Here is a 26514-nt window from a genome sequence, read left to right as displayed (position 1 = left end):
GCGGATGCAACTGCCTTGCAGGACTGGGCCAGCGCAGTGCTGGCCACCCAGGGCGTGGACAGCGCCGACGCTGCGCTCACCGCGCGGCTGCTGGTGCGCACCAGCCTGCGCGGCATCGACACCCATGGCATCGCGCGCCTGCCCGGCTATGTGGACCGGCTGGCCAGCGGCGAGGTGAACGCACACGCCACCCCCCGCACCGAAGAGGCAGGCCCTGGCTGGCTGCGCTGCGATGGCCAGGGCGGCCTGGGCCAGGTGGTGGCCCACCATGCCTTCGAGCAAGCCATGGCGCGGGCGCGCCAGCAGCCGCTGGTGGCCTGCCATGTGCGCGCCACGGGGCACCTGGGCGCGCTGTCCGCGTACGTGGCGGCCGCGGCAGAGCAAGGCTTCTTCGCCTTCCTGTGCCAGCGCACGCCACCGGTGATGGCCCTGCCAGGCGCCAGCGGCCCGGTGATCGGCAACAACCCCCTGGCGTTTGCCCTGCCGGTTGCGGGCCGAGCGCCCCTGGTGTTCGACATGGCCAACAGCGTGGTGGCGCGCGGCCATGCGGCCCAGGCCGTGCGCGAGGGCCAGGCGGCCATCCCTTCCGAATGGGCCCTGGGGCCCGACGGCCAGCCCACCACCGACCCGGTGCGGGCGCTGCAAGGCGCCATGCAGCCGATTGCCGGCCACAAGGGCCTGGGCCTGGCCATGCTGGTGGAGTGCCTGGCAGCGAGCATGGGCGGTATTGCGTCGGCGCCGGATGCGGTCACCGGCACGGCAGGGTCCGCGGCGAATGCCAGCGCCTTCGCCCTGGTGGTCAACCCGGCGCTGACCACCGGGCGCGAGACCTTCGATGCCAGCGTGTCCGCCTGGCTGCAGACCTACCTGTCGGCCGGCGGCCCGGGCGTGCGCTACCCGGGCCAGCGCCAGGCCATGTGCGAGCAGCAGCGCAGCCGTGATGGCATTCCACTGCCTGCGGGTTTGCGCGCCGAGCTTCAGACCCTGGGCGAACGCACGGGCCACACCCTGCCCGCCTGAGGCTCACCCCCGGCTGCGGGCCTGCTGGCGGAACTGGCGCGGGGTCAAGCCCACGTCCTGCCGGAAGCGGCGGCTGAAGTAGGCCTCGTCATGGAAGCCGCTCTGGTGCGCGATCTCGCGGATCAGCGTGTCGGAGCCGGCCAACAGCTCGCGCGCATGCTCCAGGCGCCGCTCGGTGAGCAGCTCGGTGAAGGTGCGCCCAGTCTGTTTCTTGAGCAGGTGCGCGAGGTAATTGGGCGACAGCGCCACGGCCGTGGCCGTGTCGGTGAGCGAAAGGTCCTCGTGCGAATGCTCACGCAGGTGGCGCAGCGCGCGCTGCAGCGCATCGTGGTGCACGCCACCCTGCCGGTGGTGGCGCGCGGCCTGGGCGTGCAGGTCGGCGGCAAAGCGCGTGCAGGCCAGGCCCAGCAGCTGCAGCAGGGTGCCGCGGATGCTGGCCGCCGAGCCCAAGGTGCGCGGCTGGTTGTGCGCCACCAGGGCATCAAGCCACCGGCGGATCTGCGCGAAGTCCTCGGGGCCGAACACGAAGTCCAGCTGCTCCTGGAACAGGAAGGGCGCCAGCTCCGGGTGCTGGGCCATGCCCACGTCCTCCAGGTCGAGCGCGGGCACGTCGAGCTCGGGCCAGAGAAAGCGCTGGTCGAAGTTGATGATGGCATAGCGCGCGCCCACGGGGTGCGGCACCACGTGCATGCGGTAGGGCAGCACGAAGCTCAGCGTGCCCGTGCCGAAGGTCCTGGTGGCCGTGCCCACCACCTGCCGGTCGCCGCCTTCCAGGCTCACCTGGATCTGGAAATACTCGTGCCGGTGCGGACGGCTGAGCACGTCGCGCGCGCCCTGGAAGCGGATGTCGAAGTCCAAGTGCTCGGCGCGCTCCTGCATGCCGTACAGGCGGGCATGGGCGTTCGGTCGGGGCGGCGCGGGCATGCGCCAATGGTAGCTGCCTCACAGTGGCGTGTGGCTGTGTCCAGTTTCGGCGTAGCTGCGTGCAAGTTGCGGCGGTCGCAGGCACCAACAATCGCTGTGCACACGACAACAGCCACCAGGAGACAAAGCCCATGGACCAACCCCGACGCAACATCTTGACCCACTCCGCCCTCCTCGCCACCGGCGCGGTCGCCGGCTGCGCCCTGCCCGCAGGCGCCAGCAAAGCGGCCGCCACCCCCTTCGACCTGCCGCAGACCACGATTCCCATCGTGGGCAGCGACCAGGTGTTTCCCGTGCGCCGCGTGTACTGCATCGGCCGCAACTACGCGGCCCATGCGCGCGAGATGGGCTCGGACCCGACGCGCGAACCACCCTTCTTCTTCCAGAAGCCGGCCGACGCGATCCAGTTCGTGCAGCCCGGCGTGGTGGCAGACCATGCCTACCCCACCCTCACCAAGAACTACCACTACGAGGTGGAGCTGGTCGTGGCCCTCTCGAAAGGCGGGCGCGACATCCCGGTCGAGAAGGCACTGGACCATGTGTTCGGCTATTCGCTGGGCCTGGACATGACACGCCGCGACCTGCAGCGCGAGATGGGTGACCAGAAGAAGCCCTGGGAGATCGGCAAGGCGTTTGATCAGTCCGCGCCCGTGGGGCCGCTGTATCCCGTGAGCCAGGTGGGCCACATCAAGGATGGCGACATCTGGCTCAAGGTCAACGGCACCACCAAGCAGAGCGCCACCCTGCAGCACATGATCTGGTCGGTGGCCGAGCAGATCAGCCGCCTGTCACGTGCCTTCGAGCTCAAGCCCGGCGACATCATCTACTCGGGCACGCCCGAGAACGTGGGCCCGGTGGTCAAGGGCGACGAGATCGAGATCCACATCGACCGTTTCCCCAACCTGAAGCTGCGCATCGTCTGACCTCCGCGCGCTGCGGGGCCGCTAACCCAGGTCCTGCGCCGTGTTGGAGTGCGCCAGTGCATAGAGGCCGCGCAGCGCGCCGGCCTGCGCGCCGGCGGCCACCAGCGCAGCCTCCGACAGCCCAGTGCCTGCCAGCGCTTGCAGCGCCGCCCGGTCGTACCCGCAGGCGATGAAGACCCAGTCGGCTGCCGGATCGGGGCCGCCGCGGATCTGCTGCTCGGTGGTGGCCGCGATCTGCGGGGTCTGGTTCCGCAGCAGGTGGCCCGCAGTGGTGCCGGGGCGCGACACCAGCAACCCCGCGAGCCCACCCAGATGGCCGCGCAGGCGATCCGCAGCACCTTCGGCCGGCGACAGCCGCAGCGTGAGCGCATACCGTGACAGCGCGCCGCCGCGGCTTTCCAGCACGCGGCACTGGCTGCGCACCATGTGGCGGTGGTGCGGCATCATCTGCGTGGACCAGGGCGAGGGCGCGTTCAGGCGCTCCAGGTAGGCATCACAGAACAAGGTCTCGTACGCCGCCAGCTCGTACAGCACAAAAAAACCCTCGCCGCCATCCACCGCGGACCAGCGCGAGCCCCGGTGGAAGCCGGGGATGCCCATGCGCTCAGGGAAGTGTTCATGCGTGTGCCAGTCCTCGAACTCGGCACGCCGCTCGGGCGCGATGTCCCACCACATAGCCAGGGCGGCCTGCCCCAACAGTGCCATGGCCGGCCCTCACTTGTTGCCGGCGCCGCGCATGCGCGCGAGCTCGGCGTTGACCTGGGTCATCAGCGGCTCGCCAACTTCCTTGGCGAACTTGTCGACCACGGGCTGCACCTTCTGGCGCAAGCGCGCGAGCTCGGCTGGCGCCACATCGTTGACCTGCATGGTCTTGCGCAGGTTGGTGATGGACTCGGCCTCCTTGGCCTGGGCGATGCGGCGCTCCTCCTGTTTCGCCTCGTTGGCGGCGTCGGTGATGAGCTTGCGCTCGGCTTCGGACATGCCGTCCCAGGTCTTCTTGCTCATGAGCACGGGCATGCCGGTATAGACGTGGCGCGTGAGCGAGAGGTACTTCTGCACCTCGGCGAACTTGGCCGACTCGATCACGCCCACCGGGTTGTCCTGGCCGTCGATGGCCTTGGACTCCAGCGCGCCGTAGACCTCGCCGAAGGTCATGGGCACGGGGTTGGCGCCCAGGGTGTTGAACATGTCCAGGTAGATCGGCGAGGCGATCACGCGCAGCTTGAGGCCCTGCAGGTCCTCGTGCCGCGCGATGGGGCGCTTGCTGTTGGTCATGTTGCGAAAGCCCAGGTCCCAGATGCCCATGCCGACAATGCCGTGCGCCGCCAGGCCCGCCTGCAGCCGGGTGCCTACCGGGCCGTCGGCCAGGCCATAGGCCTCCTGCGGGCTGTCGAACAGGAAAGGAAAGTCGAACACCATGAACTGCTTGTCGATGCCCGCGAGCAGGCCCGTGGCCATGGAGGCGAAGTCGAGCGTACCGCCGCGCACGGCCGACAGGTTCTGCGTGTCGCTGCCGAGCACGGCGTTGGCGAACAGCGTGACCTTGATCTTGCCGCCACTCTTTTGCGCAACCAGGTCGGCGAACTTCTGCGCGCCCTGCCCGAGCGGATGGTCCTTGGCCAGGCTGAAGGCGAACTTGAGGTTGCGCTCCTTGATGTCCTGGGCCAGCGCCGAAGGTGTGGTGCAGGCAAGGGCCAGGGCGCCGATGGTGGCCAGCGCCGCGCGGCGCAGGTTCGATGTGGTCATGCTTGTCTCTTCCTTTCTGTCTTGGGAGGTGATCGCTGCGGCGCGCCTTCAACGGGGCGTTCTTCGCGGTGCGACGGCGCATGGTATTCGCATTTTCTGAACGTCATTCAACATTTACAACTCATTCAAATTCTGAAAGCCTGCGTATGATCGTGGCCATCCACCCGAAGGAGACCCCATGAGCGGAGCGCTCGAAAAATCCCTGGCCATCCTGGAATACCTGGTCGCGCACCCCGATGGCGTGGCGCTGGCGCGCATCTCCACCGAGCTCAACATGCTGCGCAGCGGTTGCCACCGCACGCTGCACGAGCTCATCGGCTATGGCTACGTGCGCCAGATGCCGCACAAGGGCGACTACGCGCTCACCACCAAGATGGCCTCGATGGGGCTGAGCTTTTTGAGCCGCTCGGGCGTGGTGGACATCGCCCAGCCCGTGATCGACCGGCTCGCGCGCACCACCGAGGAACTCGTGCGCCTGGCCATCGTCGACGGCGAGCGGCTGACCCTGGTGGCCAAGGCCCAGGGCGCCAAGTCGGGCCTGCTGTACGACCCGGACATGGGCATCGACCTGCGCCTGTCGTGCAGCGCCGCAGGCCATGCCTGGCTCATGACCCTGCCCGAAGACGAGGCCGCCGCACGCGTGTCCAAACAGGGCCTGGGCAGCCCGCGCCAGTTCGGGCCCAACGCGCCCACCACGCTCAAGGCGCTGCAGACGGCCTTGCGCGCGCATGCCAAACGCGGCTACAGCCTGATCCAGGATGGTTATGCGCCCGGCATGAGTTCCATGGCGGCCCCCGTGCGCCGCAAGGGCGAGCCCACCACGGGCGTGCTGGTCATCGCCGGCCCCTCGGCCCGGCTCACGGCCAAGAGCATGGCCCGCTTCGGCCCCGAGCTCATGGCCGCCGCGGACGAGCTGGCCATGGCGGGCCAGGCCTCGCCGCTGCTCAAGTCCGCCAACGTGGGCACCTGGGGCAACGGCAGCGACGAGGACGACCGCTACTGAAGCGCCGGCCCTTGCGCCCGGCCCGCATAGTCCGAGTGCAGGTCGAAGACCAGCGTGCGCAGCCACTGGTTCGCAGGGTCCTTGTGGTACTTGGCGTGCCAGAACAGGTTGATGGCGATGCGCGGCAGCTTGACCGGGTGCGGGCGCGCCACCAGGCCGAAGGGCTCCACCATGCGCCCGGCCAGGCGCTCGGGCACGGTGGCGATGAGGTCGGTGGACTGCAGGATGTGGCCGATGGCCACGAAGTGCGGCACCTTGAGCTTCACGCGCCGCTCGGGGGAATGCTTGTCCAGGATCTCGTCGACCTGGCCGTGGCCGGTGCCGGCCGAGACGACGGCCACATGCTCGGCCGCAAAGAAGTCCACCGCACGCAACTGCCGGCGCTGCGCGAGCCGGTGGCCCTGGCGCAGCAGCACCACGTAGTCCTGCTCGAACAGCCGGCGTTGGAAGAAGCCGGCCTTGAGCTGCGGCAACAGGCCGATGGCCAGGTCCACCTGGCCGGCCTCCATCGCGTCCTTGAGGTTGACCGCGGTGTTGCGCACGGTGCTGATGGCCACACCCGGCGCCAGCTCGCCGATGCGCTGCATGAGCTGCGGCAGGAAATAGATCTCCCCGATGTCGGTCATGCCCACCGTGAAGCTGCGCTGGCTGCTGGCGGGATCGAAGGCGTTGCGCGCATTCACCGCGCCATGGATCATGCCCAGCGCATAGCCCACCGACTCGGCCAGTTGCTCGGCGAACGGCGTGGGCTGCATGCCGCTGGCGGTGCGCAGGAACAGCTCGTCATCGAACAGCCGGCGCAGGCGCGCCAGGGCATTGCTCACCGCAGGCTGGCCCAGGCCCAGGTTCTCCGCCACCTTGGAGACCTTGCGCTCGGCCAGCAGTTGGTTGAAGACCACCAGCAAATTGAGATCGATGTCCTTGAGCTCCATGGCCTGCCCCGATGAATATTGATTTCAATGATATTCAACATTCACCCCATTGCGTTGACTGATTTTCAAGGGGCCCGGATCATCGCGGCCATGACTCCCGCAGGGAGCACCGCGATCCAGAACGAAGAAGAGACAACGCACGATGGAAATCCACGTCCGCCCGCTGGGGCGCACCCTGCAAGCCACGGCCGGCGTGAACCTGCTGGAGGCCCTGCGCGCGAACGACGTGCCCGTGTCGTACAGCTGCATGGCAGGGCGCTGCGGCACCTGCCGCTGCAAGGTGGTGCAAGGCGAGGTGCTTGAATCGGGCCGCGAGGCCCAGCGCCCCCTGGGCGCTGCCACCGATGGCGATGCCGGCTATGTGCTGGCCTGCCAGACCTTCGTGACCGAGCCCTGCACGGTAGAGATCGCCGAGCCCGACGAGGTGGTGGTGCACACCGCGCGCACCCTCAAGGCCACCGTGCTCGCCATCGAGGATGCCACCCACGACATCAAGCGCCTGCGGCTGCTGCCAGCCAAGCCGCTCGATTTCTCGCCGGGCCAGTACGCGCAGCTGCAGTTCACGCCCGCGCATGTGCGCCCCTACTCGATGGCGGGCCTGGCCGGTGATGGCGGGCTGGAGTTCCACGTGCGGCTGGTGCCCGAGGGGCGCGTGACGGGCTACATCGCCCGGGAGCTGAAGGTGGGTGACGCGGTGCGCGTGAGCGGCCCACTGGGCTCCGCCTACCTGCGGCGCCGGCACGACGGGCCCATGCTCTGCGTGGCGGGCGGCACGGGCCTGGCGCCCATTTTGTCCATCGTGCGCGGTGCGCTCGCGGCCGGCATGCGCAACCCGGTGCACCTGTACTTCGGCGTGCGCTCGGAGCGCGATGTCTACGGCATGGACTGGCTGGCCGCGCTGCAGCGCGAGCACCCTGCCCTCACGGTGCACACCGTGCTGGCCTCGGGCCGCGTGCCGGGTTGCCGCACGGGCCTGGTCACCGAGGCCATCGCCAAGGACTGGCCGAGACTGGCCGGCTTTCGCGCCTACCTGTGCGGCGCGCCACCGATGGTGGAGGCCACCGCGCTGCTGGTGCGCCGACTGGGCGTGCTGCCCGAGCACGTGTATGCCGACGCCTTCTACGCCAGCGGCACCTGAACGCACAAGGAAGCCCCATGGAACAGCCCCACACCCATTCCGCAGAGACCCTGGCCGCCCGCAAGGCCTACTACGAGCGCATCGGTGGCGACAGCATGACCCCGCTGTGGGAGGTGCTGGGCGCGCTGGTGCCGCCCCGGCCGCGCTCGCCCGCCGTGGCGCACCACTGGTCTTACGCGGCCGTGCGCGACCAGGTGATGGAAGCAGGCCGGCTGATCAGCGCCGAGGAGGCCGAGCGCCGCGTGCTGATCCTGGAGAACCCGGGCCTGCGCGGGCAGTCGTGCATCACGCAGTCGCTGTATGCGGGGCTGCAGCTCATCCTGCCGGGCGAGGTGGCGCCCGCGCACCGCCACACCCAGTCGGCCCTGCGCCTGGTGCTCGACGGTGAAGGCGCCTACACGGCAGTGAACGGCGAGCGCGTGACCATGCACCGAGGCGACTTCATCATCACCCCGGCCTGGACCTGGCACGACCATGGCAACCTGGGCAGCGAGCCCGTGGTCTGGCTCGATGGTCTCGATATTCCGCTGGTGCGCTTCCTGGATGCGGGTTTTGCCGAAAAGTCCCTGGAGCGGTCACAGGGCGTGGAGCGGCCCGAGGGCGACGCCCTGGCGCGCTACGGCGCCAACATGCTGCCCGTGGACGAAGACAGCCCGCGTCCTGGCGATCCGACCCGGCTGTTCATCTACCCCTACGCGCAGACGCGGGCGGCGCTGCTCGCCCTGTCCCATGGCACGCCCGATGCGCATCGGGGCTTCAAGCAGCGCTTCGTGAACCCGGCCACGGGCGCATCGCCCATGCCCACCCTGGGCACCTTCGCCCAGAGGCTGCCGGCCGGCTTTGTCACCCGGCCCTGCCGCTGCACCGATGGCACGGTGTATGTGTGCCTGGAGGGCGGGGGCGAGGCCGAGATCGAGGGCCAGGTCCACCCCTTCGAGGAGCGTGATGTGTTCGTGGTGCCATCCTGGCACACGCTGGCGCTGCGCGCGCGGGCCGACACCATGCTCTTCTCGTACTCGGACCGTCCGGTACAGAAGGCCCTGGGCCTGTGGCGCGAGGAGCGGCTGTGATACCGCGGCACCGCCCACCACAAGAAACAAGGAGACAGCCATGAGCAGCGAACCCCACACCATCTTCCCGACGCAGGCCCGGTGGGAGGGCCCGGGCACCAGCCGCGTGCCCTTCAAGGTCTATACCGACGAGGAACTGCACCGCAAGGAGCTAGAACGCTTCTTCTACCAGAAGCACTGGTGCTATGTGGGCCTCGAAGCCGAGATCCCCAACGCGGGCGACTTCAAGCGCACGGCGATCGGCGAACGCTCGGTGGTCATGGTGCGTGATGCCGAGGGCGGCATCAACGTGATCGAGAACGTCTGCGCCCACCGCGGCATGCAGTTCTGCCGCGAGCGCTCGGGCAACCGCAAGGAGCTGGTCTGCCCCTACCACCAATGGAACTACAGCCTCAAGGGCGAGTTGCAGGGCGTGCCGTTTCGCCGCGGTGTGAAGCAGGACGGCAAGGTCCACGGCGGCATGCCGGCCGACTTCAACCCCGCCGACCACGGGCTCAACCGGCTCAAGGTGGCCACGCGCGGCGGTGTGGTGTTCGCATCGTTCGACCACTCCGTGGAACCGTTCGAGGATTTCCTCGGCCCCGAGATCCTGGCCTACTTCGACCGCCTGTTCAACGGCCGCCAGCTCACCCTGCTGGGCTACAGCCGCCAGCGCATCCCCGGCAACTGGAAGCTGATGCAGGAGAACATCAAGGACCCTTACCACCCCGGGCTGCTGCACACCTGGTTCGTAACCTTCGGGCTCTGGCGTGCGGACAACAAGAGCGAGCTCAGGATGGACGCGCGCCACCGCCATGCGGCCATGGTCTCGACGCGTGGGCAGGCAGGCAAGGCCGGCCAGGTCACGCAGGTGTCGAGCTTCAAGGAAAGCATGCAACTCGAAGACCCGCGCTTCCTCGACATCGTGCCCGAGCCCTGGTGGGGCGGGCCCACGGCGGTGATGATGACCTTGTTCCCCAGCGTGATCCTGCAGCAGCAGGTCAACAGCGTCTCCACGCGCCACATCCAGCCCGCAGGCCATGGCGCTTTCGACTTCGTGTGGACGCATTTCGGCTTCGCGGACGACACCGAGGAGATGACCCAGCGCCGGCTGCGCCAGGCCAACCTGTTCGGCCCGGCGGGCTTTGTCTCGGCCGACGATGGAGAGGTGATCGAGTTCTCGCAGCAGGGCTTCGAGCAAAAGCCTTTTCACCGCGCGCTGGCCGAACTGGGCGGGCGCGAGGTGGGCGACACCGACCACATGGTCACCGAGACGCTGATCCGCGGCATGTACCAGTATTGGCGCGAAGTGATGGAGGACTGAGATGGACTTCACCACCTACTACGCCCTGACCCAGCTCTATGCCGACTACGCGAGCGCCGTCGACTCGGGCGACTGGGACCTGTGGCCCGGCTTCTTCACCGACGACTGCAGCTACCGCCTGCAGCCGCGCGAGAACCATGAGCGTGGCTTTCCGCTGGCCACGCTGTCTTTCGAGAGCAAGGGCATGCTGCGGGACCGGGTCTACGGCATCAAGGAAACCCTGTTCCACGACCCCTACTACCAGCGCCACATCATCGGCGCGCCGGTGGTGCGGACTCTCGACGGCGAGCGCATCCACTGCGAGGCCAACTACGCCGTGCTGCGCACCAAGCTCTCGCAGGTGTCCACGGTATTCAACACGGGCCGCTACATCGACGAGGTGGTGCGCACGCCCGAAGGCCTGAAGTTTGCGAAGAAGCTCGTTGTCTACGACAGCGAAATGATCCCCAACTCGATCATCTACCCCATCTAGAGAGTTCCAGCATGAGCGACACCACCACCCTGCAATGGACCGATGCGGCCGCGTTCGACGACGTGCCGCAGGACGACGTGATAGCCCTGGCCGTCGACGGGCGCGACATCGCGCTCTACGGCGTGGAGGGCACGGTCTACGCCACCGACAACCTGTGCACCCACGGCCATGCCCGGCTGTGCGACGGCTTTCTCGATGACCACGAGATCGAATGCCCGCTGCACCAGGGCAAGTTCGACGTGCGCACCGGCGCGCCCACCTGCCAGCCCGTGACCGATGCCGTGCGCACCTACCCCGTGCGCATCGAAGCTGGACGGGTTTACCTGGCCCTGGACTGAAAGCCGCGCACTATCATCTCTGCCATGGACCGCATTCTCTACACCTACTTCCGCAGCTCGGCCGCCTACCGGGTGCGCATCGCGCTCAACCTCAAGGGCCTCACGGCCACCCAGATCCCCGTGCACCTGGTGCGCGACGGGGGCGAGCACCTGAAGCCCGAGTACAAGGCCATCAACCCACAGGGCCTGGTTCCGGTGTTCGGCGAGGACGGCATGCGCGTGAGCCAGTCGCTGGCCATCCTCGAATACCTGGAAGAGCAGTACCCCGGCACACCCCTGCTGCCCGCTGCGGCGGCCGACCGCGCGCGCGTGCGCCAGCTTGCGCTGGTGGTCGCCTGCGAGATCCACCCGCTCAACAACCTGCGCGTGCTCAAGTACCTGAGCGGTACCCTGGGCGTGGCCGATGCCGCCAAGAGCGACTGGATCAAGCACTGGATCGCCGAGGGCTTTGCGGCGCTGGAGACCGAACTCACGGCCCCCGGCAGCGGCGCCGGGCCGTTCTGCTTTGGCGACACGCCCACCCTGGCGGACTGCTGCCTGGTGCCGCAGATCTTCAATGCCCGCCGCTTCGAGGTGGATCTGTCGCCCTACCCCACGCTCGTCGCCATCGACGGGCGCTGCCAGGCGCTGCCGGCCTTCCAGCAGGCGCATCCGTCCCAACAGGCTGACGCCCAGTAGCCGGGATCAGCGCACCGGGTTGGCCTCCAGCCAGGCGCGCAGGCGGCGCACACCTTCGACCAGGCGTGCCGGGTCCTGGGAGGCAAAGCACCAGCGCAGCCAGCCCTGCGCCTCGGCGCCGAAGGCATTGCCCGGTGCCAGGCCCAGGCCGGCCTCGGCCACCAGGCGCTTGGCCAGCGCGAGGGAGTCGGTGACGCCCTCGATCTGGAAGAAGGCGTACATGCCGCCGCGCGCCGCCGCCACCTTCACGCCCGGCAGCTGGGCCAGCAGCGGCACCAGGGTGTCGCGGCAGGTCTGCAGGTGGGCCACCACGCGCGGCGTGATGTCGGCACTGTGCTCCAGCGCGGCCAGGCCGGCGCGCTGGGTGAACACGCTGGCGCACGAGGTGTTGAACTCGATGACCTTGGCGATGCCGTCCACCAGCACGGGCGGCAGCACCAGCCAGCCCAGGCGCCAGCCGGTCATGAGGAAGCTCTTGGAAAAACTGTGCGCCACCACCAGCCGGTCGTCGGCGCTGGCGATGTCGAGAAAGCTCGGCGCGCAGCGGTTCTCGGTGGGTTCGTAGTACAGGCGCTCGTAGACCTCGTCGGCCAGGATCCAGGTGCCCGTGCTGCGGCAGTGGTCCAGGATGCGCTGCTGCTCCGCGCGGGTGAGCGTCCAGCCCGTGGGGTTGTTGGGGGCGTTGAGGATGAGCAGCCGGGTCTGGGCGGTCACGGCCCGGCACAGGGCATCCAGGTCCAGCGTCCACTGCCCATCGGCGGGAGTCAGCGGCAGGGTGCGCACGCGCGCGCCCAGGATCACCGGCTGCGCCACCAGGTTGGGCCACACCGGCGTGACCACCACCACCTCGTCGCCCGCATCCACCAGGGTCTGCACGGCCAGCATGAGCGCGCTCACGCCGCCCGAGGTGATCGCGATGCGGCCCGCGTCCACCGCCGGGTGCAGGGCGCTGGTGTAGCGCGCCACCGCCTCGCGCAGCGCAGGCAGGCCCAGGTTGTGGCTGTAGAAGGTCTCGCCGCGCTGCAGCGATGCGATGGCGGCGTTGCGCACCACCTCGGGCGTGACCTCGTCGCTCTCGCCGAACCAGAAGGCCAGCACATCGTCGCGCCCCAGGCCGGCATTGGCGACCTCGCGGATCATGGAAGGTTCGAGGGTCTGGATGGTCTCACGCATGGTCAGGAAACGGCGGTGGTATGCCCGCAGCAAATCGGTGAAGGGACTGCAAGCGTAGCTTCTTTTCAAGGTGCCTGATCGCCGCTTTGTATCTCCCACCAGCGCTCGCCCATCTGCAGTTGCAGCCATTCGATGAAGCTCACCACCTTGGCCGGCACCATGCGCGGCGAGGGATAGACGGCATGGATCTCCTGCGGCGGCAGGGTCCAGCCGGGCAGCAGCGGCACGACGGCACCGCTTGCCAGCGAGCCATGCGCCACGTAGGTCGGCAGCGCCGCGACGCCCATGCCGCCGCGCGTGGCCGCCAGCAGGGCCGAGAGGTTGTTGGAGCGCAGCGGGCCCGCCACCGGCACCGCATGCGCCACGCCCGTGCCATTGCTGAAATGCCAGCGCGCATCGCCCTGTACGGTGCTGTAAATCAGCGCATCGTGCCGAGCCAGGTCTTCCGGCGTGGCCGGCGTGCCGCGCTGCGCCAGGTAGTCTCCGGACGCCACCAGCACCCAGGGGTTGAGCCCCAGGTAGCGCGCGCCCAGCGTCGAATCGGCCAGGCGCCCCATGCGGATGGCCACGTCGATGCCCTGCTCCACCAGGTTCACATAGCGGTCCTCGAAGACCAGGTCGATCTGCAGGCGCGGGTTCTCGCGCATGAAACGCATCACCAGCGGCACCAGCACGCGCCGCCCGAAGGCCACCGAGGTGCTGATGCGCAGCCCGCCCTGCACTTGCGACTGCAGCAACGCGGCCACGGTCTCGGCCTCTTCGACATGGTGGGTGATGAGCTTGCACTTGTCGTAGTACAGGCGGCCGATCTCGGTGGGCGACACGCCGCGCGTGCTGCGGTGCAGCAGGCGCGAGCCCAGCTGCTTTTCGAGCTGGGCCACGAGCTTGGTGGCCGAGGGCTGGCCCACGCCCATCTCGGCCGCGGCCTTGCTGAACGAGCCCAGGTCGACCACGCGCACGAACAGTTTGACTCCGAGAAGGCGATCCATGGAATCGATTATCGGCAGCGCCCTGCGGCCGATTGCATTCCAAAAGGGAATAACGCTAATGCCCTGGATGCGGGTTCCGGGCGGTGGCCATTGGGCGGAGCATCCAGTCCACCAATTACTCAACCCCGACAGGAGACCCCGCAATGGCAACAATGAAGGCCGCCATGGCCGCCGTTCTGGTGATGGAAAAGGAGGGCATCACGCAGTTGTTCGGCGTGCCCGGCGCAGCGATCAACCCGCTCTACGCCGCGCTGCGCGAGCGCCAGTCGCTGACCCACATCCTGGCCCGCCACGTGGAGGCCGCCTCGCACATGGCCGAGGGCTACACCCGCGCCAAAGCCGGCAACATCGGCGTGTGCGTGGGCACCAGCGGGCCGGCCGGCACCGACATGATCACCGGCCTGTACTCGGCCATCGCCGACAGCATTCCCATCCTGTGCATCACCGGCCAGGCGCCACGCGCCCGCCTCTACAAGGAAGACTTCCAGGCGGTGGACATCGAGTCCATCTCCAAGCCGGTCACCAAGTGGAGCGTGACGGTGCGCGAGCCGGCCCTGGTGCCGCGCGCCTTCCAGCAGGCCTTCCACCTGATGCGCTCGGGCCGGCCCGGTCCGGTGCTGATCGACCTGCCCTTCGACGTGCAGATGGCCGAGATCGAATTCGACATCGACACCTACGAACCGCTGCCGGTCTACAAGCCCGCCGCCACGCGCCGGCAGGTGGAAAAGGCGCTGGACATGCTGGAAGCTGCCGAGCGCCCGCTGATCGTGGCCGGTGGCGGCATCATCAACGCCGATGCCTCGGACCTGCTGGTGGAGTTTGCCGAGCTGACCGGCGTGCCCGTGATCCCCACCCTGATGGGCTGGGGCACCCTGCCCGACGACCACCCGCTGATGGCCGGCATGTGCGGCCTGCAGACCAGCCACCGATATGGCAACGCCACCTTGCTGGCCAGCGACTTCGTGATGGGCATCGGCAACCGCTGGGCCAACCGGCACACCGGCTCGCCCGAGGTGTACTGCAAGGGGCGCAAGTTCGTGCACATCGACATCGAGCCCACGCAGATCGGCCGCGTGTTCAACCCCGACTTCGGCATCGTCAGCGATGCGCGCGCTGCGCTGCAGCTCCTGGTGCAGGTGGCGCGCGAGCGCCGGGATGCCCGCGGCCTGCCCGAGCGCAGCGACTGGGCCGGCCGCTGCGCCGAGCGCAAGGCGCTGATGCACCGCAAGTCGCACTTCACCGAGACGCCCATCAAGCCCATGCGCGTGTACGAGGAGATGAATGCCGTGCTGCCGCGCGACACCATCTACGTGAGCACCATCGGCCTGAGCCAGATCGCGGGCGCGCAGTTCCTGCACGTCTACGGCCCGCGCCAGTGGATCAACTGCGGCCAGGCCGGCCCGCTGGGCTGGACCATTCCGGCCGCACTGGGCGTGGTGGCGGCCGACCCCACGCGCACGGTGGTGGGGCTGTCGGGCGACTACGACTTCCAGTTTTTGATGGAAGAGCTGGCCGTGGGCGCGCAGTTCAACCTGCCCTATGTGCAGGTGCTGGTGAACAACAGCTACCTGGGCCTGATCCGCCAGGCCCAGCGCGGCTTCGACATGGACTACTGCGTGCAGCTGGCCTTCGAGAACCAGAACGTGGCGCCGGGCGAGGGCGACCTGCGCAGCTATGGCGTGGACCACCAGGCCGTGGTGCAGGGCCTGGGCTGCCGCTCGCTGCGCGTGACCGACCCCGAGAAGATCGCCAGAGCCCTTACCGAAGCCCTAGCCCTGGCGCGTGAGCACCGGGTGCCGGTGGTCGTGGAGGTGATCCTGGAGAAGGTCACCAACATCGCCATGGGCACCGAGATCGACAAGGTCAACGAGTTCGAGGACATCGATTGCCGCCACCCCGGCGGCCACGCCGGGCTGGAACTCGCCGGCCTGCTGGATTGAATACTGAACGAAAGACCGACATGCCCCGCTTTGCCGCCAACCTGACCATGCTCTTCACCGAGCTGCCCTTCATCGACCGCTTCGGCGCCGCCGCACGTGCGGGCTTCACCGCCGTCGAGTTCCTGTTCCCCTACGCCTGGCCGGCCGAGGAGATCCGTGCCCAGCTCGACGCCCATGGCCTGCAGCTGGTGCTGCACAACCTGCCCGCAGGCGACTGGGGTGCGGGCGAGCGCGGCATCGCCTGCCTGCCGGGGCGCGAGGGGGAGTTCCGCGACGGCGTGGCGCAGGCCATCGCCTATGCCCAGGCCCTGGGTGTGCAGCAGCTCAACTGCCTGGCCGGCAAGGCGCCCGAAGGTGCGGACCCGGCGCTGCTGCACCGCACGCTGGTGGAGAACCTGCGCTTTGCCGCGCAGGCGCTGCGCCAGGCCGGGCTGCGCTTGCTGATAGAGCCCATCAACACCTACGACATCCCGGGCTTTTTCGTGAGCACCACGGCCCAGGCGCTGAGCCTGCTGGACGAGGTGGATGCGGGCAACGCCTTCGTGCAGTACGACATCTACCACGCCCAGCGCATGGAGGGCGAGCTGGCCGTCACGCTGCGCAAGCACCTGGCGCGCATAGGCCACATCCAGCTGGCCGACAACCCGGGCCGCAACGAGCCGGGCACCGGCGAGATCCATTACCCATGGCTCTTCAAACACATCGACGCCATCGGCTACACGGGCTGGATCGGCTGCGAATACAAACCCGCCACCACCACCGAGGCCGGCCTGGGCTGGCGCACGGCCCTGACCCACGCATGATTTTCAAGGACACCTTCCAATGACCACCAGCTCCCTCAAGATCGGTTTCATCGGCCTGGGCACCATGGGCGCGCCCATGGCGCAGCACCTGATCCAGGCCGGCCACCAGCTCTTCGTGCACACCCGCGGCCGCGTGCCTCCCGCCATCGCCGAAAGCCGGGCCACCCAGTGCGTCACCGCGCGCGGCGTGGCCGAGCGTGCCGACATCACTTTCACCATGGTGCCCGACACCCCGCATGTCGAAGACGTGCTGTTCAGCGAGAGCGGCGTGGCCGCCGGCCTGACCAAGGGCAAGACCGTGGTGGACATGAGCTCCATCTCGCCCATCGCCACCAAGGACTTCGCGCAGCGCATCAACGCCCTGGGCTGCGACTACCTGGATGCGCCGGTCTCGGGCGGCGAAGTGGGCGCGAAGAACGCCACGCTGTCCATCATGGTGGGCGGGCCGGACGCTGCTTTCGCGCGCATCAAGCCCCTGTTCGAGCTGATGGGCAAGAACATCACCCTGGTGGGCGGCAACGGCGACGGGCAGACCGCCAAGGTGGCCAACCAGATCATCGTGGCCCTGAACATCGAGGCGGTGGCCGAGGCCCTGGTGTTCGCTGCCAAGGCCGGCGCCGACCCGGCGCGCGTGCGCCAGGCGCTGATGGGCGGTTTTGCCTCGTCCAAAATCCTCGAAGTGCATGGCGAGCGCATGCTGCGCCGCACCTTCGACCCGGGCTTTCGCATCGAGCTGCACCAGAAGGACCTGAACCTGGCCCTGGCCAGCGCGCGCGCCTTGGGCGTGGCCCTGCCCAACACCGCCACGGCGCAGGAGCTGTTCAACAGCTGCGTGGCGCAGGGCGGCGCGGCCTGGGACCACTCGGCCCTGGTGCGCGCGCTGGAGACCCTGGCGCATTTCGAGATCGGCCAGGCGCCGGCCCGCTGATGGCGGCCACGCCCCAGCAGCAATTGCTGCGCCGCATGTTCGACGCAGCCATCGCCAGCGCGCAGCCTGCGCGGTGCGTGCCACCACAGCTGCCGTCCTGGCAGGACCTGGGCACGGGCCGCCTGGTGGTGATCGGCGCGGGCAAGGCCTCGGCCGCGATGGCACGCGCGGTGGAAGACCACTGGGACGGACCGCTCTCGGGCCTGGTGGTCACGCGCTATGGCTACGCTGTGCCCTGCCGGCGCATCGAGATCATGGAGGCCGCCCACCCCGTGCCCGATGCCGCCGGCATGGCGGCGGCACATCGCATGCTCGGCACCGTGGCCGGGCTGCGCGAGGACGACCTGGTGCTGTGCCTCATCTCTGGCGGCGGCTCGGCGCTGCTGCCCCTGCCGCTGCCCGGCATCACCCTGGCCATGAAGCAGGAGGTGAACCGCGCGCTGCTGCAGTCGGGCGCCACCATCGCCGAGATGAACTGCCTGCGGCGCCACCTCTCGGCCATCAAGGGCGGGCGGCTCGCGCTGGCCTGCCACCCGGCGCGCGTGTTCACGCTGCTGCTGTCGGACGTGCCCGGCGATGCGCCCATGGACATCGCCTCCGGCCCCACGGTGGGCGACCCCACGACTTGCGCCGACGCGCTCGGCATCGTGCGCCGCTACGGCATTGCGCTGCCACCCGCCGTGCGCGAGCTGCTGGAGTCGGGCCAGGGCGAATCGCCCCCACCCGACCATCCGCATCTGGCCCGCAGCGCGGTGCGCATGGTGGCCACGCCCCAGATGGCCCTAGAGGCCGCTGCCGAAGTGGCGCGCCAGGCCGGCTACACGCCGTACATCCTGGGCGATGCGCTGGAGGGCGAAGCGCGCGACGTCGGCCGGGTGCTGGCCGGCATCGCGCTGCAGGTGGCGCAGCGCGGCCAGCCCTTTGCCGCGCCCTGCGTGCTGCTCTCGGGCGGCGAGACCACGGTCACGGTGCGCGGCGACGGGCGCGGCGGGCGCAATGTGGAATGCCTGCTGTCCATGGCGCTGGCGCTGCAGGGCCACCCGCGCATCCATGCGCTGGCGGGCGACACCGATGGCGTGGATGGGCAGGAGGAGATCGCTGGCGCCCAGCTCACCCCCACCACGCTGCAGCGCGCACAGGCACTGGGCATCCGGCCCGCCGATGCACTGGCACGCAACGATGGCCACGGCTTCTTCGGCGCGCTCGGCGACGCGGTGGTGACCGGACCCACGCTGACCAATGTGAACGACTTCCGCGCCATCGTGATCGACGCGAAGTGAATGTCCGATTCTGATCCTCGGTCGTCTTGCGCGCGCATGGCGGGCTGGCGGCCGGGGGCCTAAGATTCCGGCATGCTCTGCCTGACCTGCCCCAACACCCCTCCCGCAACCCCAGGGGTTGCCCCATGACCCCAACTGCTTCCCTGCGCCCGCGCGACCTGGGGCTGGCGCTGCTCGTCATCCTGGTCTGGGGCGTCAACTTCGCCGTCATCAAGGTCGGGCTGGCCGGCGTGCCGCCGCTGCTGCTGGGGGCGCTGCGTTTCATGCTCGCGGCCTTTCCCGCGCTGCTGTTCTTCAAGGCGCCCAAGGTGCCGCTGCGGCTGTACCTGGTCTTCGGGTTGACCATGTCGGTGGGGCAGTTCGCCTTTCTGTTCAGCGCCATCCATGTGGGCATGCCTTCGGGCCTGGCTTCGCTGGTGCTGCAGTCGCAGTCCTTCTTCACGCTGGTGCTCACCGTGCTGTGGCTGCGCGAGCGCTGGCAGGGCAACCAGCTCGCGGGGCTGCTGCTGGCCGCCGGCGGGCTGGTGCTGATCGGCAGCGCGCATGGCGCCTCCATGCCGCTGCTGGGCTTTCTGCTCACCGTGGCGGCTGCCGCCATGTGGGCCTGCGGCAACCTCGTGAGCCGCGCCGTGGGCCGCTACGGGCCGATGAACCAGTTGGCCTTCGTGGTCTGGGCCAGCCTGGTGCCGCCGCTGCCGCTGCTGGCGCTGTCGGGCCTGATCGAGGGACCCCAGGCCATATCGGAGGCACTGCAGGGCTTCAGCTGGGCCTCGTTCGCCTCGGTGGCCTACCTGGCCTGGGCCGCCACGCTGTTCGGCTACGGGGTGTGGACCTACCTGCTCGCGCGCTACCCCGTGAACCGTGTTGCGCCGTTCACGCTGCTGGTGCCCCTGGTGGGGCTGACCACGGGCTGGATCGCCTTCGGCGAGACCTTGCAGCCGGTGCACTTCGCGGGGGGCGCCCTGCTCATGGTGGGCCTGTTCGTGAACCTGTTCGGCGCGCCCCTGCTCGCACGGCTGCGGCTGCAGTCCAAAGGCTGACGCGGGAGCCGCCCTGGCCGGGCGGCGCCGCTGCATTGACAGCATTGACTTAAATATATACATTAAATACATGTTTACGCGGCGCGGTAGACAGCAAGCCATCCAGGTACCTGGCCTTCGATCCCAGCGCCACCACTGGAATGCCATCATGACCACCGATACCCATACCCCCGATTTCGCCCGCAGCCTCGATGCCCACCACCCTGCCCACGGCCTGTCCGACCGCGTGGCCCTGGCCATCACCCTGGCGCTGCGCTTCTTTGCCGACACCTTCTTCGCCAAGCGCTATGGCAACCGCGCCATCGTGCTGGAGACGGTGGCCGCCGTGCCCGGAATGGTGGGCGGCATGCTCGTGCACCTGCGCTGCCTGCGCTGGATGGTGGACGACGAGGGCTGGATCCGCACCCTGCTCGACGAGGCCGAGAACGAGCGCATGCACCTCATGACCTTCATCGAGATCGCCCGGCCCAGCTGGTTCGAGCGCGCGGTGATTTTGCTCACGCAGGCCGTGTTCTTCGTCTGCTTCTTCGCGCTGTACCTGGTCTCGTCGCGCACGGCGCACCGCCTGGTGGGCTATTTCGAGGAGCAGGCCGTGGTCAGCTACACGCTGTACCTGGCCGAAATCGATGAAGGCCGGGTCGAGAACGTGCCCGCCCCCGACATCGCCATCGCCTACTGGAAGCTGCCCGCCGATGCCCGCCTGCGCGACGTGGTGCTGGCCGTGCGCGCCGACGAAGCCGGCCACCGCGACGTGAACCACGGCTTTGCCGATGTGCTGGGCCGCACCGCGGCAGTCCAGCCACACGCCAACTGAGACAATCGGGCGCAATGCTTCCACGCCCTGTCCCATGCGCCTGACCGTTTTCACCGACTACTCCCTGCGCGTGCTGCTGGTGCTGGCCTCCCGCACCGATGCGCTGGTGACCATCGCCGACATCACCGAGGCCTTCGGCATCTCGCAGGCCCACCTGATGAAGGTGACCCAGGCGCTGGGCAAGACCGGCTGGGTGGACACGGTGCGCGGCCGCAATGGCGGCATGCGCCTGGCGGCCGACCCGCGCCGGCTCTCGCTCGGCGAGGTCGTGCGCCGGCTGGAGGCAGACTTCGCGCTGGTCGAGTGCCTGGGTGAGGACAACCACTGCGTGCTGACCGGCGGCTGCGGCCTGGAGGTGGCCCTGCGGCAGGCCACCGAGGTCTTCCTGCGCGAGCTCGACCGCTACTCGATCGCCGACCTGGTCAACACCAGCCCCGCGCTGGCGCAGCTGGCACTGTGGCAACCCATCACCTGGAACACGCTGCCCGGCAGCGACAACAGCCGCACGGGCCAACGGCCGAACTGAGCCCGGCCGTCAGGAAGCAGGCTCGCTCCCACCCGCTGCAGCGCTGCTGCCGTCCTCGAAAGCCTGGCGCGATTCGAGGATGCCCTGGCGGTGCTCCTCGGCCCACAGCCACACGCCGCAGAAGGCCGCGCCCAGGCTCTGGCCGCGCTCGGTCAGTTCGTACTCCACGCGCGGCGGCACCACGGCGAACACGGTGCGCACCACCAGGCCATCGGCCTCCATCTGGCGCAGGGTCTTGGTCAGCATCTTCTGGCTGATCTCGCCCACCAGTTCGCCCACGCGGGTGAAGCGCAGGCGCCCGTGCTCGGCCAGCACCTCCAGCGCCAGCATGGTCCATTTGTCGGCCACGCGGCCGATGATCTCGCGCACCAGCCGGTCGAGCTCCGGGTCGGTAGGGCCCGGCGGGTGCTTGTGCAGTGGATGGCGGTGGGCGTAGTTGGTGTCAGGCAGGGTCATGGCGGTTTCCGCGCGGTAAGTGAGGCACTTTCAAGTGCCTACTTCCCATGGGCTCGGGCCGATCATACGATCCGGCCCACCGCGAAAAGCCAATGGCCATACATGCTGTTGGGCTGGCCGCTCCACCGCAGGAGACGACGATGAAGCCCCCTTTCCCAGACGCCGCAGGCACCCCATCCCCATGCCTGGCCGGCATTGAACTCAACCGCCGCGACATGGTGGTCGGCAGCGCGGCGGCCGCGCTGGCCGCCGGCATCGCCCCCGATGCCACCGCCGCGCCGGCCCTGCCCGCCTCGGCCCCGGCCTACGAGCTGCCTATCCGCCTGCAGGTCAACGGCCAGCCGGTCACCCTGGTGGTCGATGCGCGCACCTCGCTGCTCGACACGCTGCGCGAGCACCTGGCCCTCACGGGCGCCAAGAAGGGCTGCGACCACGGCCAGTGCGGCGCCTGCACGGTGCACCTCGATGGCCAGCGTGTGGCCTCGTGCCTCACCCTGGCGGCGCAGGCCGACCGGCGCGCGGTGACCACCATCGAGGGCATCGAGGGCCCCGGCGGCGCACTGCACCCCATGCAGCAGGCCTTCATCGACCACGATGCGCTGCAGTGCGGCTACTGCACGCCGGGCCAGATCATGGCGGCCATCGCCTGCGTGCGCGAAGGGCACGCCAAGACGCCCGAGCAGATCCGCGAGTACATGAGCGGCAACCTGTGCCGCTGCGGCGCCTATGTGGGCATCGTGGGCGCCATCCAGCAGGCGGCCCCCCTGGTGCGGAGGTTCTGAGCATGCGCCCCTTCGCCTACTCCCGCGCCGCCACGGCGGCCGATGCCGTGCGCGCCATGGCCGCAGCCCCCGAGGGCACGCGCTTCCTGGCCGGCGGCACCACGCTGTACGACCTGATGAAGCTGGACGTGATGGCGCCGCCCGCCGTGATCGACATCACCGGTGTGCGCGAGCTCTCGGCCATCCACACCACGGGCGCCGAGCTGCGCTTCGGCGCGCTCGCGCCCATGGCCCGGGTGGCCGCCGATCCGCGCGTCATGGTGCTCTACCCGGCGCTGGCCGAATCGCTGTGGAAGGCCGCCTCGCAGCAGCTGCGCAACATGGCCAGCGTGAGCGGCAACCTGCTGCAGCGCACGCGCTGCGCGTACTTTCGCGGCGGCGAGGCCTACCCCTGCAACAAGCGCCAGCCCGGCAGCGGCTGCGCCGCCATCGACGGCGCCGACCGCGGCCAGGCCCTGCTGGGCGCCAGCGACGCCTGCAATGCCGTCTACCCCGGCGACTGGGCGATTGCGCTCACGGCCTTCGACGCCGTGGTGGACACCATCAGCCCGCGCGGCATGCGCAGCATTCCCATCGAGGCGCTGCACCGCGAGCCGGGCAGCACGCCGCACATCGAGACCACGCTGGCCCCCGACGAGCTGGTCACGCGCATCCGCGTGCCGGCCTCGCCACTGGGTCGCGCCTCCACGTACCACAAGGTCCGCGACCGCGAGTCCTATGCCTTCGCACTGGCATCGGCCGCCGTGGCGCTGCAGATCGAGGGCGGCGTCGTGCGCGCCGCACGCATTGCGCTGGGCGGCGTGGCCACCCGGCCCTGGCGCGCGCGCCAGGCCGAAGATTCGCTGCTCGGCCAGCCGCTCACGCGCGAGAGCGCGCTGCGCGCCGGCTCCATCGCCTTCGCGGATGCGCGGGCCGGGCAGCACAGCGGCTTTCGCATCGAGCTCGGCCGCCAGACGGTGGCCGACGCACTCTTCATCGCCAGGGAACGGGCAGGCACGGCATGACCACGACGACAACACAGACCCCCAGGGAATTCCCCGACACCGCGCGCGTGGATGCCTATGACAAGGTGCGCGGCGCCACGCGCTACGGCACGGACCAGAACCTGCCCGGCATGGCCTACGCCATGCTCGCGGTGGCGCGCATCGGCCGCGGCACCGTGCGCTCCATCGACCGCAGCGCGGCCCAGGCCGTGCCCGGCGTGCGCCTCATCCTCACGCACGAGGACGTGCAGGGCCTGGCCTCGGCCGGCTTCATCCTGGGCGGGGGCTATGGCGTGCAGAGCCTGCAGCCGCTGGCCGGCACGGCCATAGCCTACAGCGGCCAGCCCATCGCCATCGTGGTGGCCGATACGCTGGAGGCGGCCACCGAGGCCGCCGCGCAGGTGCGCGCCACATACGACGAAGCGCCGTTCACCGTGGATTTCGCCGCACCCGGCAACCGAGCCCTCCCACAGGCCGACCTGCCGCTGCCCAAGCCGGCCTTTGCCGACAAGCTGCGCGGCGACGCGGATGCGGCTTATGCCGCAGCCCCCGTGCGCATCGAGGCGCAGTACCGCGGCCCCGCCCAGCATGCCAACCCCATCGAGCTGCTGGGCACGGTGGCGCACTGGCAGGGCGATGCGCTCACGGTCTACGAATCCACGCAGAACAGCGGTGCGCTGCGCCACGGCCTGGCGCGGCAGTTGGCCGTGGCGCCCGAGCAGGTACGCGTGGTCTCACCTTCGGTCGGCGGCGGCTTCGGCCAGAAGAATTCGCTGCAGGGCCACACGGTGCTGGTGGCGCTGGCGGCGCGCCGGCTGGGCCGCCCGGTCAAACTGGGGGTGACGCGCGGGCAGGTGTTCAATGCCTCGGGCTTTCGGCCCGCCAGCACGCACCGGCTGCAGCTCGGGGCCGATGCCGCAGGCCGGCTGCAGGCCATCACGCACGAGGTGCAGCAGCAGACTTCGCAGCACGATTTGTTCCCTTCGTCGTGCACCGAGATCTCGGCCAGCATGTATGCCTGTGCAAATTTTCGCGGGCGCGAGAGCCTGGTGCGCACCGACACCCACACGCCGGGCTTCATGCGCGGGCCGTGGGAGCACTTCACCTGCTTCGCGCTCGAAAGCGCCATGGACGAACTGGCCCATGCGCTGGGCCAGGACCCCGTGGCGCTGCGCCTGGCCAACGACACGCAGGTCGACCCGCAGTCGGGCAAACCCTTCTCCTCGCGCCACCTGGCGCAGTGCCTCACGCGCGGTGCCGATCGCTTTGGCTGGGCACGCCGCAGCCCGGCACCCGGCTCCATGCAGGCGGCCGATGGCACGCTGATCGGCTGGGGCGTGGCCGCCGGGGCCTACAAGGCGGCCACGGCGCCGGCCGTCGCGCGGCTGCGCGTATCGGACGACGGCCGGGTGCGCATCGACATCGGCGGGCACGAGATGGGCCAGGGCATCCGCACGGCCGTGGCCAACACGGTGGCCGGCGTGATGCAGGTGCCTGTGCGCCAGGTCAGCGTGGTGCTGGGCGACACGCGCAGCGTGCCCCAGCACCTGACCGCCGGCTCCTGGGGCACGGCCACGGCCCTGCCGGCAGCGCTCCAGGCGGCCGAGCAGGCCATGGCAGAGCTGGCGGCGCTCAACCCCTCGCGGCGCGCCCGCACGCCGGCGCAGATCCTGAAGGCCGCGCGCACACCCTTCATCGAGGTGGAAAGCCGCCACCGCGCTCCGGGCCAGCCCGAGCAGATCTATGCGCGGCTGGCCCAGGGCCTGCCTTCGGCGGCCGGCCCGCACTACCCGGAGTTCGCGGCCTTCAGCTACATCGCGCATTTCGTGGAGGTGCGCATCGAGCCCCACACGCGCCGGGTGCGCGTGCCGCGCGTGGTGAGCGTGGCCGACTGCGGCCGCGTGGCCAGCCCGCGCACTGCGCGCAGCCAGGTGCAGGGTGGCGTGGTCTGGGGCATCGGCGCCGCGCTGCGCGAGGTCAGCGAGGTGGACCCGCGCTACGGCGGCTTTCTCAACGCCAACCTGGCCGAGTACGTGCTGCCGGTGAACCTCGATATCGGCAGCATCGAAGCCGACTTCATCGACGAGCCCGACCCGCGCATCAACCACCTGGGCGTGAAGGGCCTGGGCGAGGTGGTCATGACGGGCGTGGCACCGGCGATCGCCAACGCCATCTTCCATGCCACGGGCAAGCGCCTGCGCGACCTGCCGATCCGGCTGGAGCACCTACTCTGACCGGTCTCAGTCCAGGGTGATGTTGTTGCCCTTGATGACGTTGACCCAGCGCTTGCCGTCCACCTGCAGCACGCTGGCAAAGGCCTCGGGCGTGCCGCCGATGGGCACCAGGCCCATGCTGCCCAGGTACTTCCTGTACTCGTCCGACGCCACGATCTTCTGCGACGCGGCCGCCACCAGGTCGATGGCGGCCTGCGGCGTGCCCTTCAGGGCGAAGATGCCGTGCCAGGAATCGCCCTCGAAGCCCGGAAAGGTCTCCGCCACAGTGGGCACCTGGGGCAGCGATTCGAGGCGCTGGCGGCTCGACACGGCCAGCGCCCGCACCCGGCCCGTGCGGATGAACTGCAGCACGTCGGCAATCGGGCTGAAGGCCGTGTCCACCGTGCCGCCCACGATGTCGTTGAGCCCGCCGTCCTTGTAGGGCACATGGTTCATCGAGACGTTGGCGCTGTTGGCGAAATGCGCCATGGACACGTGCGGCGCGGTCGCCACGCCGTAGGAGGCATAGCTCACCTTGCCCGGCTTGTCCTTCGCCTCCTTGATCAGGTCCGGCAGGGTCTTGAACGGCGAGCTGTTGGCCACCGTGATCACCAGCGGGATCGACAGGGTCTGGATCACCGGCACCAGGTCGCCCACCTGGTAGGGCAGCTTCTTGTAGACGTAGGGGTTGATCGAGATCGTGCCGCTGGCGGTATAGAGGAAGGTGTAGCCGTCGGCCGGCGCTGCGGCGAACTGCTGCGTGCCCACGATGGTGCTGGCGCCCGGCCTGTTGTCGACGATGACGCCCTGGCCCACGACCTTGGCCAGCCGCTCGGCCCAGAAGCGGGCCATCACGTCGGGCGCCGTGCCGGCCGGGAAGGGCACGATCACCTTGATGGTGCGGCTCGGGTACTTGTCTTGCGCCAGGGCCGGTGCGGCCAGGCAGGGCGCCAGCGCGAGCAGCGCCAGGCCCATGAGGCGGCGGCGGGGGGATGGCTGGGTGGTTCTCGTTGTCATGCTTGTCTCCTGTGGAATGGTGG

27 protein-coding genes are annotated in these 26514 nt (G+C 69.4%); 19 read left to right on the top strand and 8 right to left on the bottom strand.

Annotated elements, in window-relative coordinates; genetic code table 11:
• Positions 1–15 precede the first annotated feature (15 nt).
• Positions 16–1020: an Ldh family oxidoreductase gene (locus PMI14_RS13240; RefSeq protein ID WP_157405892.1), complete on the top strand. Its 1005-nt coding sequence runs from the start codon at positions 16–18 to the stop codon at positions 1018–1020.
• 3 nt (positions 1021–1023) lie between these two features.
• On the opposite strand, the gene PMI14_RS13235 is transcribed toward PMI14_RS13240, so the two are convergent.
• Entirely contained in the window at positions 1024–1944 is a 921-nt protein-coding gene (locus PMI14_RS13235; RefSeq protein ID WP_007855087.1) for an AraC family transcriptional regulator, read from the bottom strand.
• A gap of 131 nt (positions 1945–2075) precedes the next feature.
• On the opposite strand from PMI14_RS13235, the gene PMI14_RS13230 reads away from it, so the two are divergent.
• Positions 2076–2867, top strand: a complete 792-nt coding sequence (locus PMI14_RS13230; RefSeq protein ID WP_007855085.1) for a fumarylacetoacetate hydrolase family protein — start codon at positions 2076–2078, stop codon at positions 2865–2867.
• Between the two features lie 21 nt (positions 2868–2888).
• Here PMI14_RS13230 and PMI14_RS13225 read toward each other — a convergent pair whose 3' ends face one another.
• Positions 2889–3572, bottom strand: a complete 684-nt coding sequence (locus PMI14_RS13225) for a hypothetical protein (RefSeq protein WP_007855083.1) — start codon at positions 3570–3572, stop codon at positions 2889–2891.
• Positions 3573–3581: 9 nt separating this feature from the next.
• Positions 3582–4613, bottom strand: coding sequence for a TRAP transporter substrate-binding protein (locus PMI14_RS13220; protein WP_007855081.1), 1032 nt, complete (start codon positions 4611–4613; stop codon positions 3582–3584).
• Between the two features lie 178 nt (positions 4614–4791).
• Between PMI14_RS13220 and PMI14_RS13215 the strand changes: the two genes are divergently transcribed.
• A complete protein-coding gene (locus PMI14_RS13215) occupies positions 4792–5616 on the top strand; it encodes an IclR family transcriptional regulator (RefSeq protein WP_007855079.1) in 825 nt (274 codons plus the stop codon).
• Here the strand turns inward: PMI14_RS13215 and PMI14_RS13210 are convergent.
• Positions 5610–6548: a LysR family transcriptional regulator gene (locus tag PMI14_RS13210; RefSeq protein ID WP_007855077.1), complete on the bottom strand. Its 939-nt coding sequence runs from the start codon at positions 6546–6548 to the stop codon at positions 5610–5612. The genes PMI14_RS13215 and PMI14_RS13210 overlap by 7 nt on opposite strands.
• Positions 6549–6690: 142 nt before the next feature.
• On the opposite strand from PMI14_RS13210, the gene PMI14_RS13205 reads away from it, so the two are divergent.
• From PMI14_RS13205 to maiA, 6 genes are read left to right on the top strand one after another with little or no spacing between them, the layout of a single operon-like run.
• Entirely contained in the window at positions 6691–7686 is a 996-nt protein-coding gene (locus tag PMI14_RS13205; RefSeq protein ID WP_007855076.1) for a 2Fe-2S iron-sulfur cluster-binding protein, read from the top strand.
• 17 nt (positions 7687–7703) lie between these two features.
• Positions 7704–8756, top strand: a complete 1053-nt coding sequence (gene gtdA / locus PMI14_RS13200) for a gentisate 1,2-dioxygenase (protein WP_007855074.1) — start codon at positions 7704–7706, stop codon at positions 8754–8756.
• A 40-nt stretch (positions 8757–8796) separates the two neighbouring features.
• Positions 8797–10059 (top strand): aromatic ring-hydroxylating dioxygenase subunit alpha, encoded by a 1263-nt coding sequence (locus tag PMI14_RS13195; protein ID WP_007855072.1) that lies wholly within the window; start codon positions 8797–8799, stop codon positions 10057–10059.
• A 1-nt stretch (position 10060) separates the two neighbouring features.
• Positions 10061–10531 (top strand): nuclear transport factor 2 family protein, encoded by a 471-nt coding sequence (locus PMI14_RS13190; protein ID WP_007855066.1) that lies wholly within the window; start codon positions 10061–10063, stop codon positions 10529–10531.
• 11 nt (positions 10532–10542) lie between these two features.
• Complete coding sequence (locus PMI14_RS13185; RefSeq protein WP_007855065.1) at positions 10543–10869, top strand: non-heme iron oxygenase ferredoxin subunit; 327 nt, start codon at positions 10543–10545, stop codon at positions 10867–10869.
• Between the two features lie 24 nt (positions 10870–10893).
• A complete protein-coding gene (gene maiA / locus PMI14_RS13180; protein WP_007855064.1) occupies positions 10894–11547 on the top strand; it encodes a maleylacetoacetate isomerase in 654 nt (217 codons plus the stop codon).
• Positions 11548–11553: 6 nt separating this feature from the next.
• Here maiA and PMI14_RS13175 read toward each other — a convergent pair whose 3' ends face one another.
• Together PMI14_RS13175 and PMI14_RS13170 are read right to left on the bottom strand one after the other, a co-directional pair.
• Positions 11554–12720: a pyridoxal phosphate-dependent aminotransferase gene (locus PMI14_RS13175; RefSeq protein ID WP_007855063.1), complete on the bottom strand. Its 1167-nt coding sequence runs from the start codon at positions 12718–12720 to the stop codon at positions 11554–11556.
• Positions 12721–12785: 65 nt separating this feature from the next.
• Positions 12786–13709: a LysR family transcriptional regulator gene (locus PMI14_RS13170; protein WP_007855062.1), complete on the bottom strand. Its 924-nt coding sequence runs from the start codon at positions 13707–13709 to the stop codon at positions 12786–12788.
• Positions 13710–13852: 143 nt separating this feature from the next.
• On the opposite strand from PMI14_RS13170, the gene gcl reads away from it, so the two are divergent.
• From gcl to PMI14_RS13135, 7 genes are all read left to right on the top strand, one after another.
• Entirely contained in the window at positions 13853–15649 is a 1797-nt protein-coding gene (gene gcl, locus PMI14_RS13165; protein WP_007855061.1) for a glyoxylate carboligase, read from the top strand.
• A 20-nt stretch (positions 15650–15669) separates the two neighbouring features.
• Positions 15670–16452, top strand: coding sequence for a hydroxypyruvate isomerase (hyi, locus tag PMI14_RS13160; RefSeq protein WP_007855060.1), 783 nt, complete (start codon positions 15670–15672; stop codon positions 16450–16452).
• Positions 16453–16471: 19 nt separating this feature from the next.
• On the top strand, positions 16472–17380 hold the full coding sequence (glxR, locus tag PMI14_RS13155) for a 2-hydroxy-3-oxopropionate reductase (protein ID WP_007855059.1): 909 nt from the start codon (positions 16472–16474) through the stop codon (positions 17378–17380).
• On the top strand, positions 17380–18660 hold the full coding sequence (locus PMI14_RS13150) for a glycerate kinase (protein WP_007855058.1): 1281 nt from the start codon (positions 17380–17382) through the stop codon (positions 18658–18660). The genes glxR and PMI14_RS13150 overlap by 1 nt, the downstream gene beginning before the upstream one ends.
• 125 nt (positions 18661–18785) lie before the next feature.
• Positions 18786–19700, top strand: coding sequence for an O-acetylserine/cysteine exporter (locus tag PMI14_RS13145; protein WP_007855057.1), 915 nt, complete (start codon positions 18786–18788; stop codon positions 19698–19700).
• 148 nt (positions 19701–19848) lie between these two features.
• Positions 19849–20514: an alternative oxidase gene (locus PMI14_RS13140; protein WP_007855056.1), complete on the top strand. Its 666-nt coding sequence runs from the start codon at positions 19849–19851 to the stop codon at positions 20512–20514.
• A gap of 34 nt (positions 20515–20548) precedes the next feature.
• Positions 20549–21040 carry an Rrf2 family transcriptional regulator gene (locus tag PMI14_RS13135; RefSeq protein ID WP_007855054.1) on the top strand — a complete coding sequence of 164 codons (492 nt, stop codon included), beginning with the start codon at positions 20549–20551 and terminating at the stop codon, positions 21038–21040.
• 9 nt (positions 21041–21049) lie between these two features.
• Here the strand turns inward: PMI14_RS13135 and PMI14_RS13130 are convergent, their stop codons facing one another.
• A complete protein-coding gene (locus PMI14_RS13130) occupies positions 21050–21496 on the bottom strand; it encodes a helix-turn-helix domain-containing protein (RefSeq protein WP_007855052.1) in 447 nt (148 codons plus the stop codon).
• A 140-nt stretch (positions 21497–21636) separates the two neighbouring features.
• On the opposite strand from PMI14_RS13130, the gene PMI14_RS13125 reads away from it, so the two are divergent.
• Genes PMI14_RS13125 through PMI14_RS13115 form a run of 3 tightly spaced genes read left to right on the top strand, consistent with a single transcriptional unit; the run spans position 21637 to position 25495 of the window.
• Positions 21637–22278 (top strand): (2Fe-2S)-binding protein, encoded by a 642-nt coding sequence (locus PMI14_RS13125; RefSeq protein ID WP_007855050.1) that lies wholly within the window; start codon positions 21637–21639, stop codon positions 22276–22278.
• A 2-nt stretch (positions 22279–22280) separates the two neighbouring features.
• Entirely contained in the window at positions 22281–23282 is a 1002-nt protein-coding gene (locus PMI14_RS13120) for a xanthine dehydrogenase family protein subunit M (RefSeq protein ID WP_007855048.1), read from the top strand.
• Positions 23279–25495: a xanthine dehydrogenase family protein molybdopterin-binding subunit gene (locus PMI14_RS13115; protein WP_007855047.1), complete on the top strand. Its 2217-nt coding sequence runs from the start codon at positions 23279–23281 to the stop codon at positions 25493–25495. The genes PMI14_RS13120 and PMI14_RS13115 overlap by 4 nt, the downstream gene beginning before the upstream one ends.
• Positions 25496–25501: 6 nt before the next feature.
• Here the strand turns inward: PMI14_RS13115 and PMI14_RS13110 are convergent, their stop codons facing one another.
• Positions 25502–26491, bottom strand: coding sequence for a tripartite tricarboxylate transporter substrate binding protein (locus PMI14_RS13110; protein WP_007855046.1), 990 nt, complete (start codon positions 26489–26491; stop codon positions 25502–25504).
• Positions 26492–26514: the final 23 nt, after the last annotated feature.

The sequence above is a fragment of the Acidovorax sp. CF316 genome, from assembly GCF_000276605.1.
Classification (GTDB): Bacteria; Pseudomonadota; Gammaproteobacteria; order Burkholderiales; family Burkholderiaceae_C; genus Acidovorax.
The sequence above is the reverse complement of the archived record's forward strand: the minus strand, read 5'-3'. Positions and strand labels throughout refer to the sequence as shown.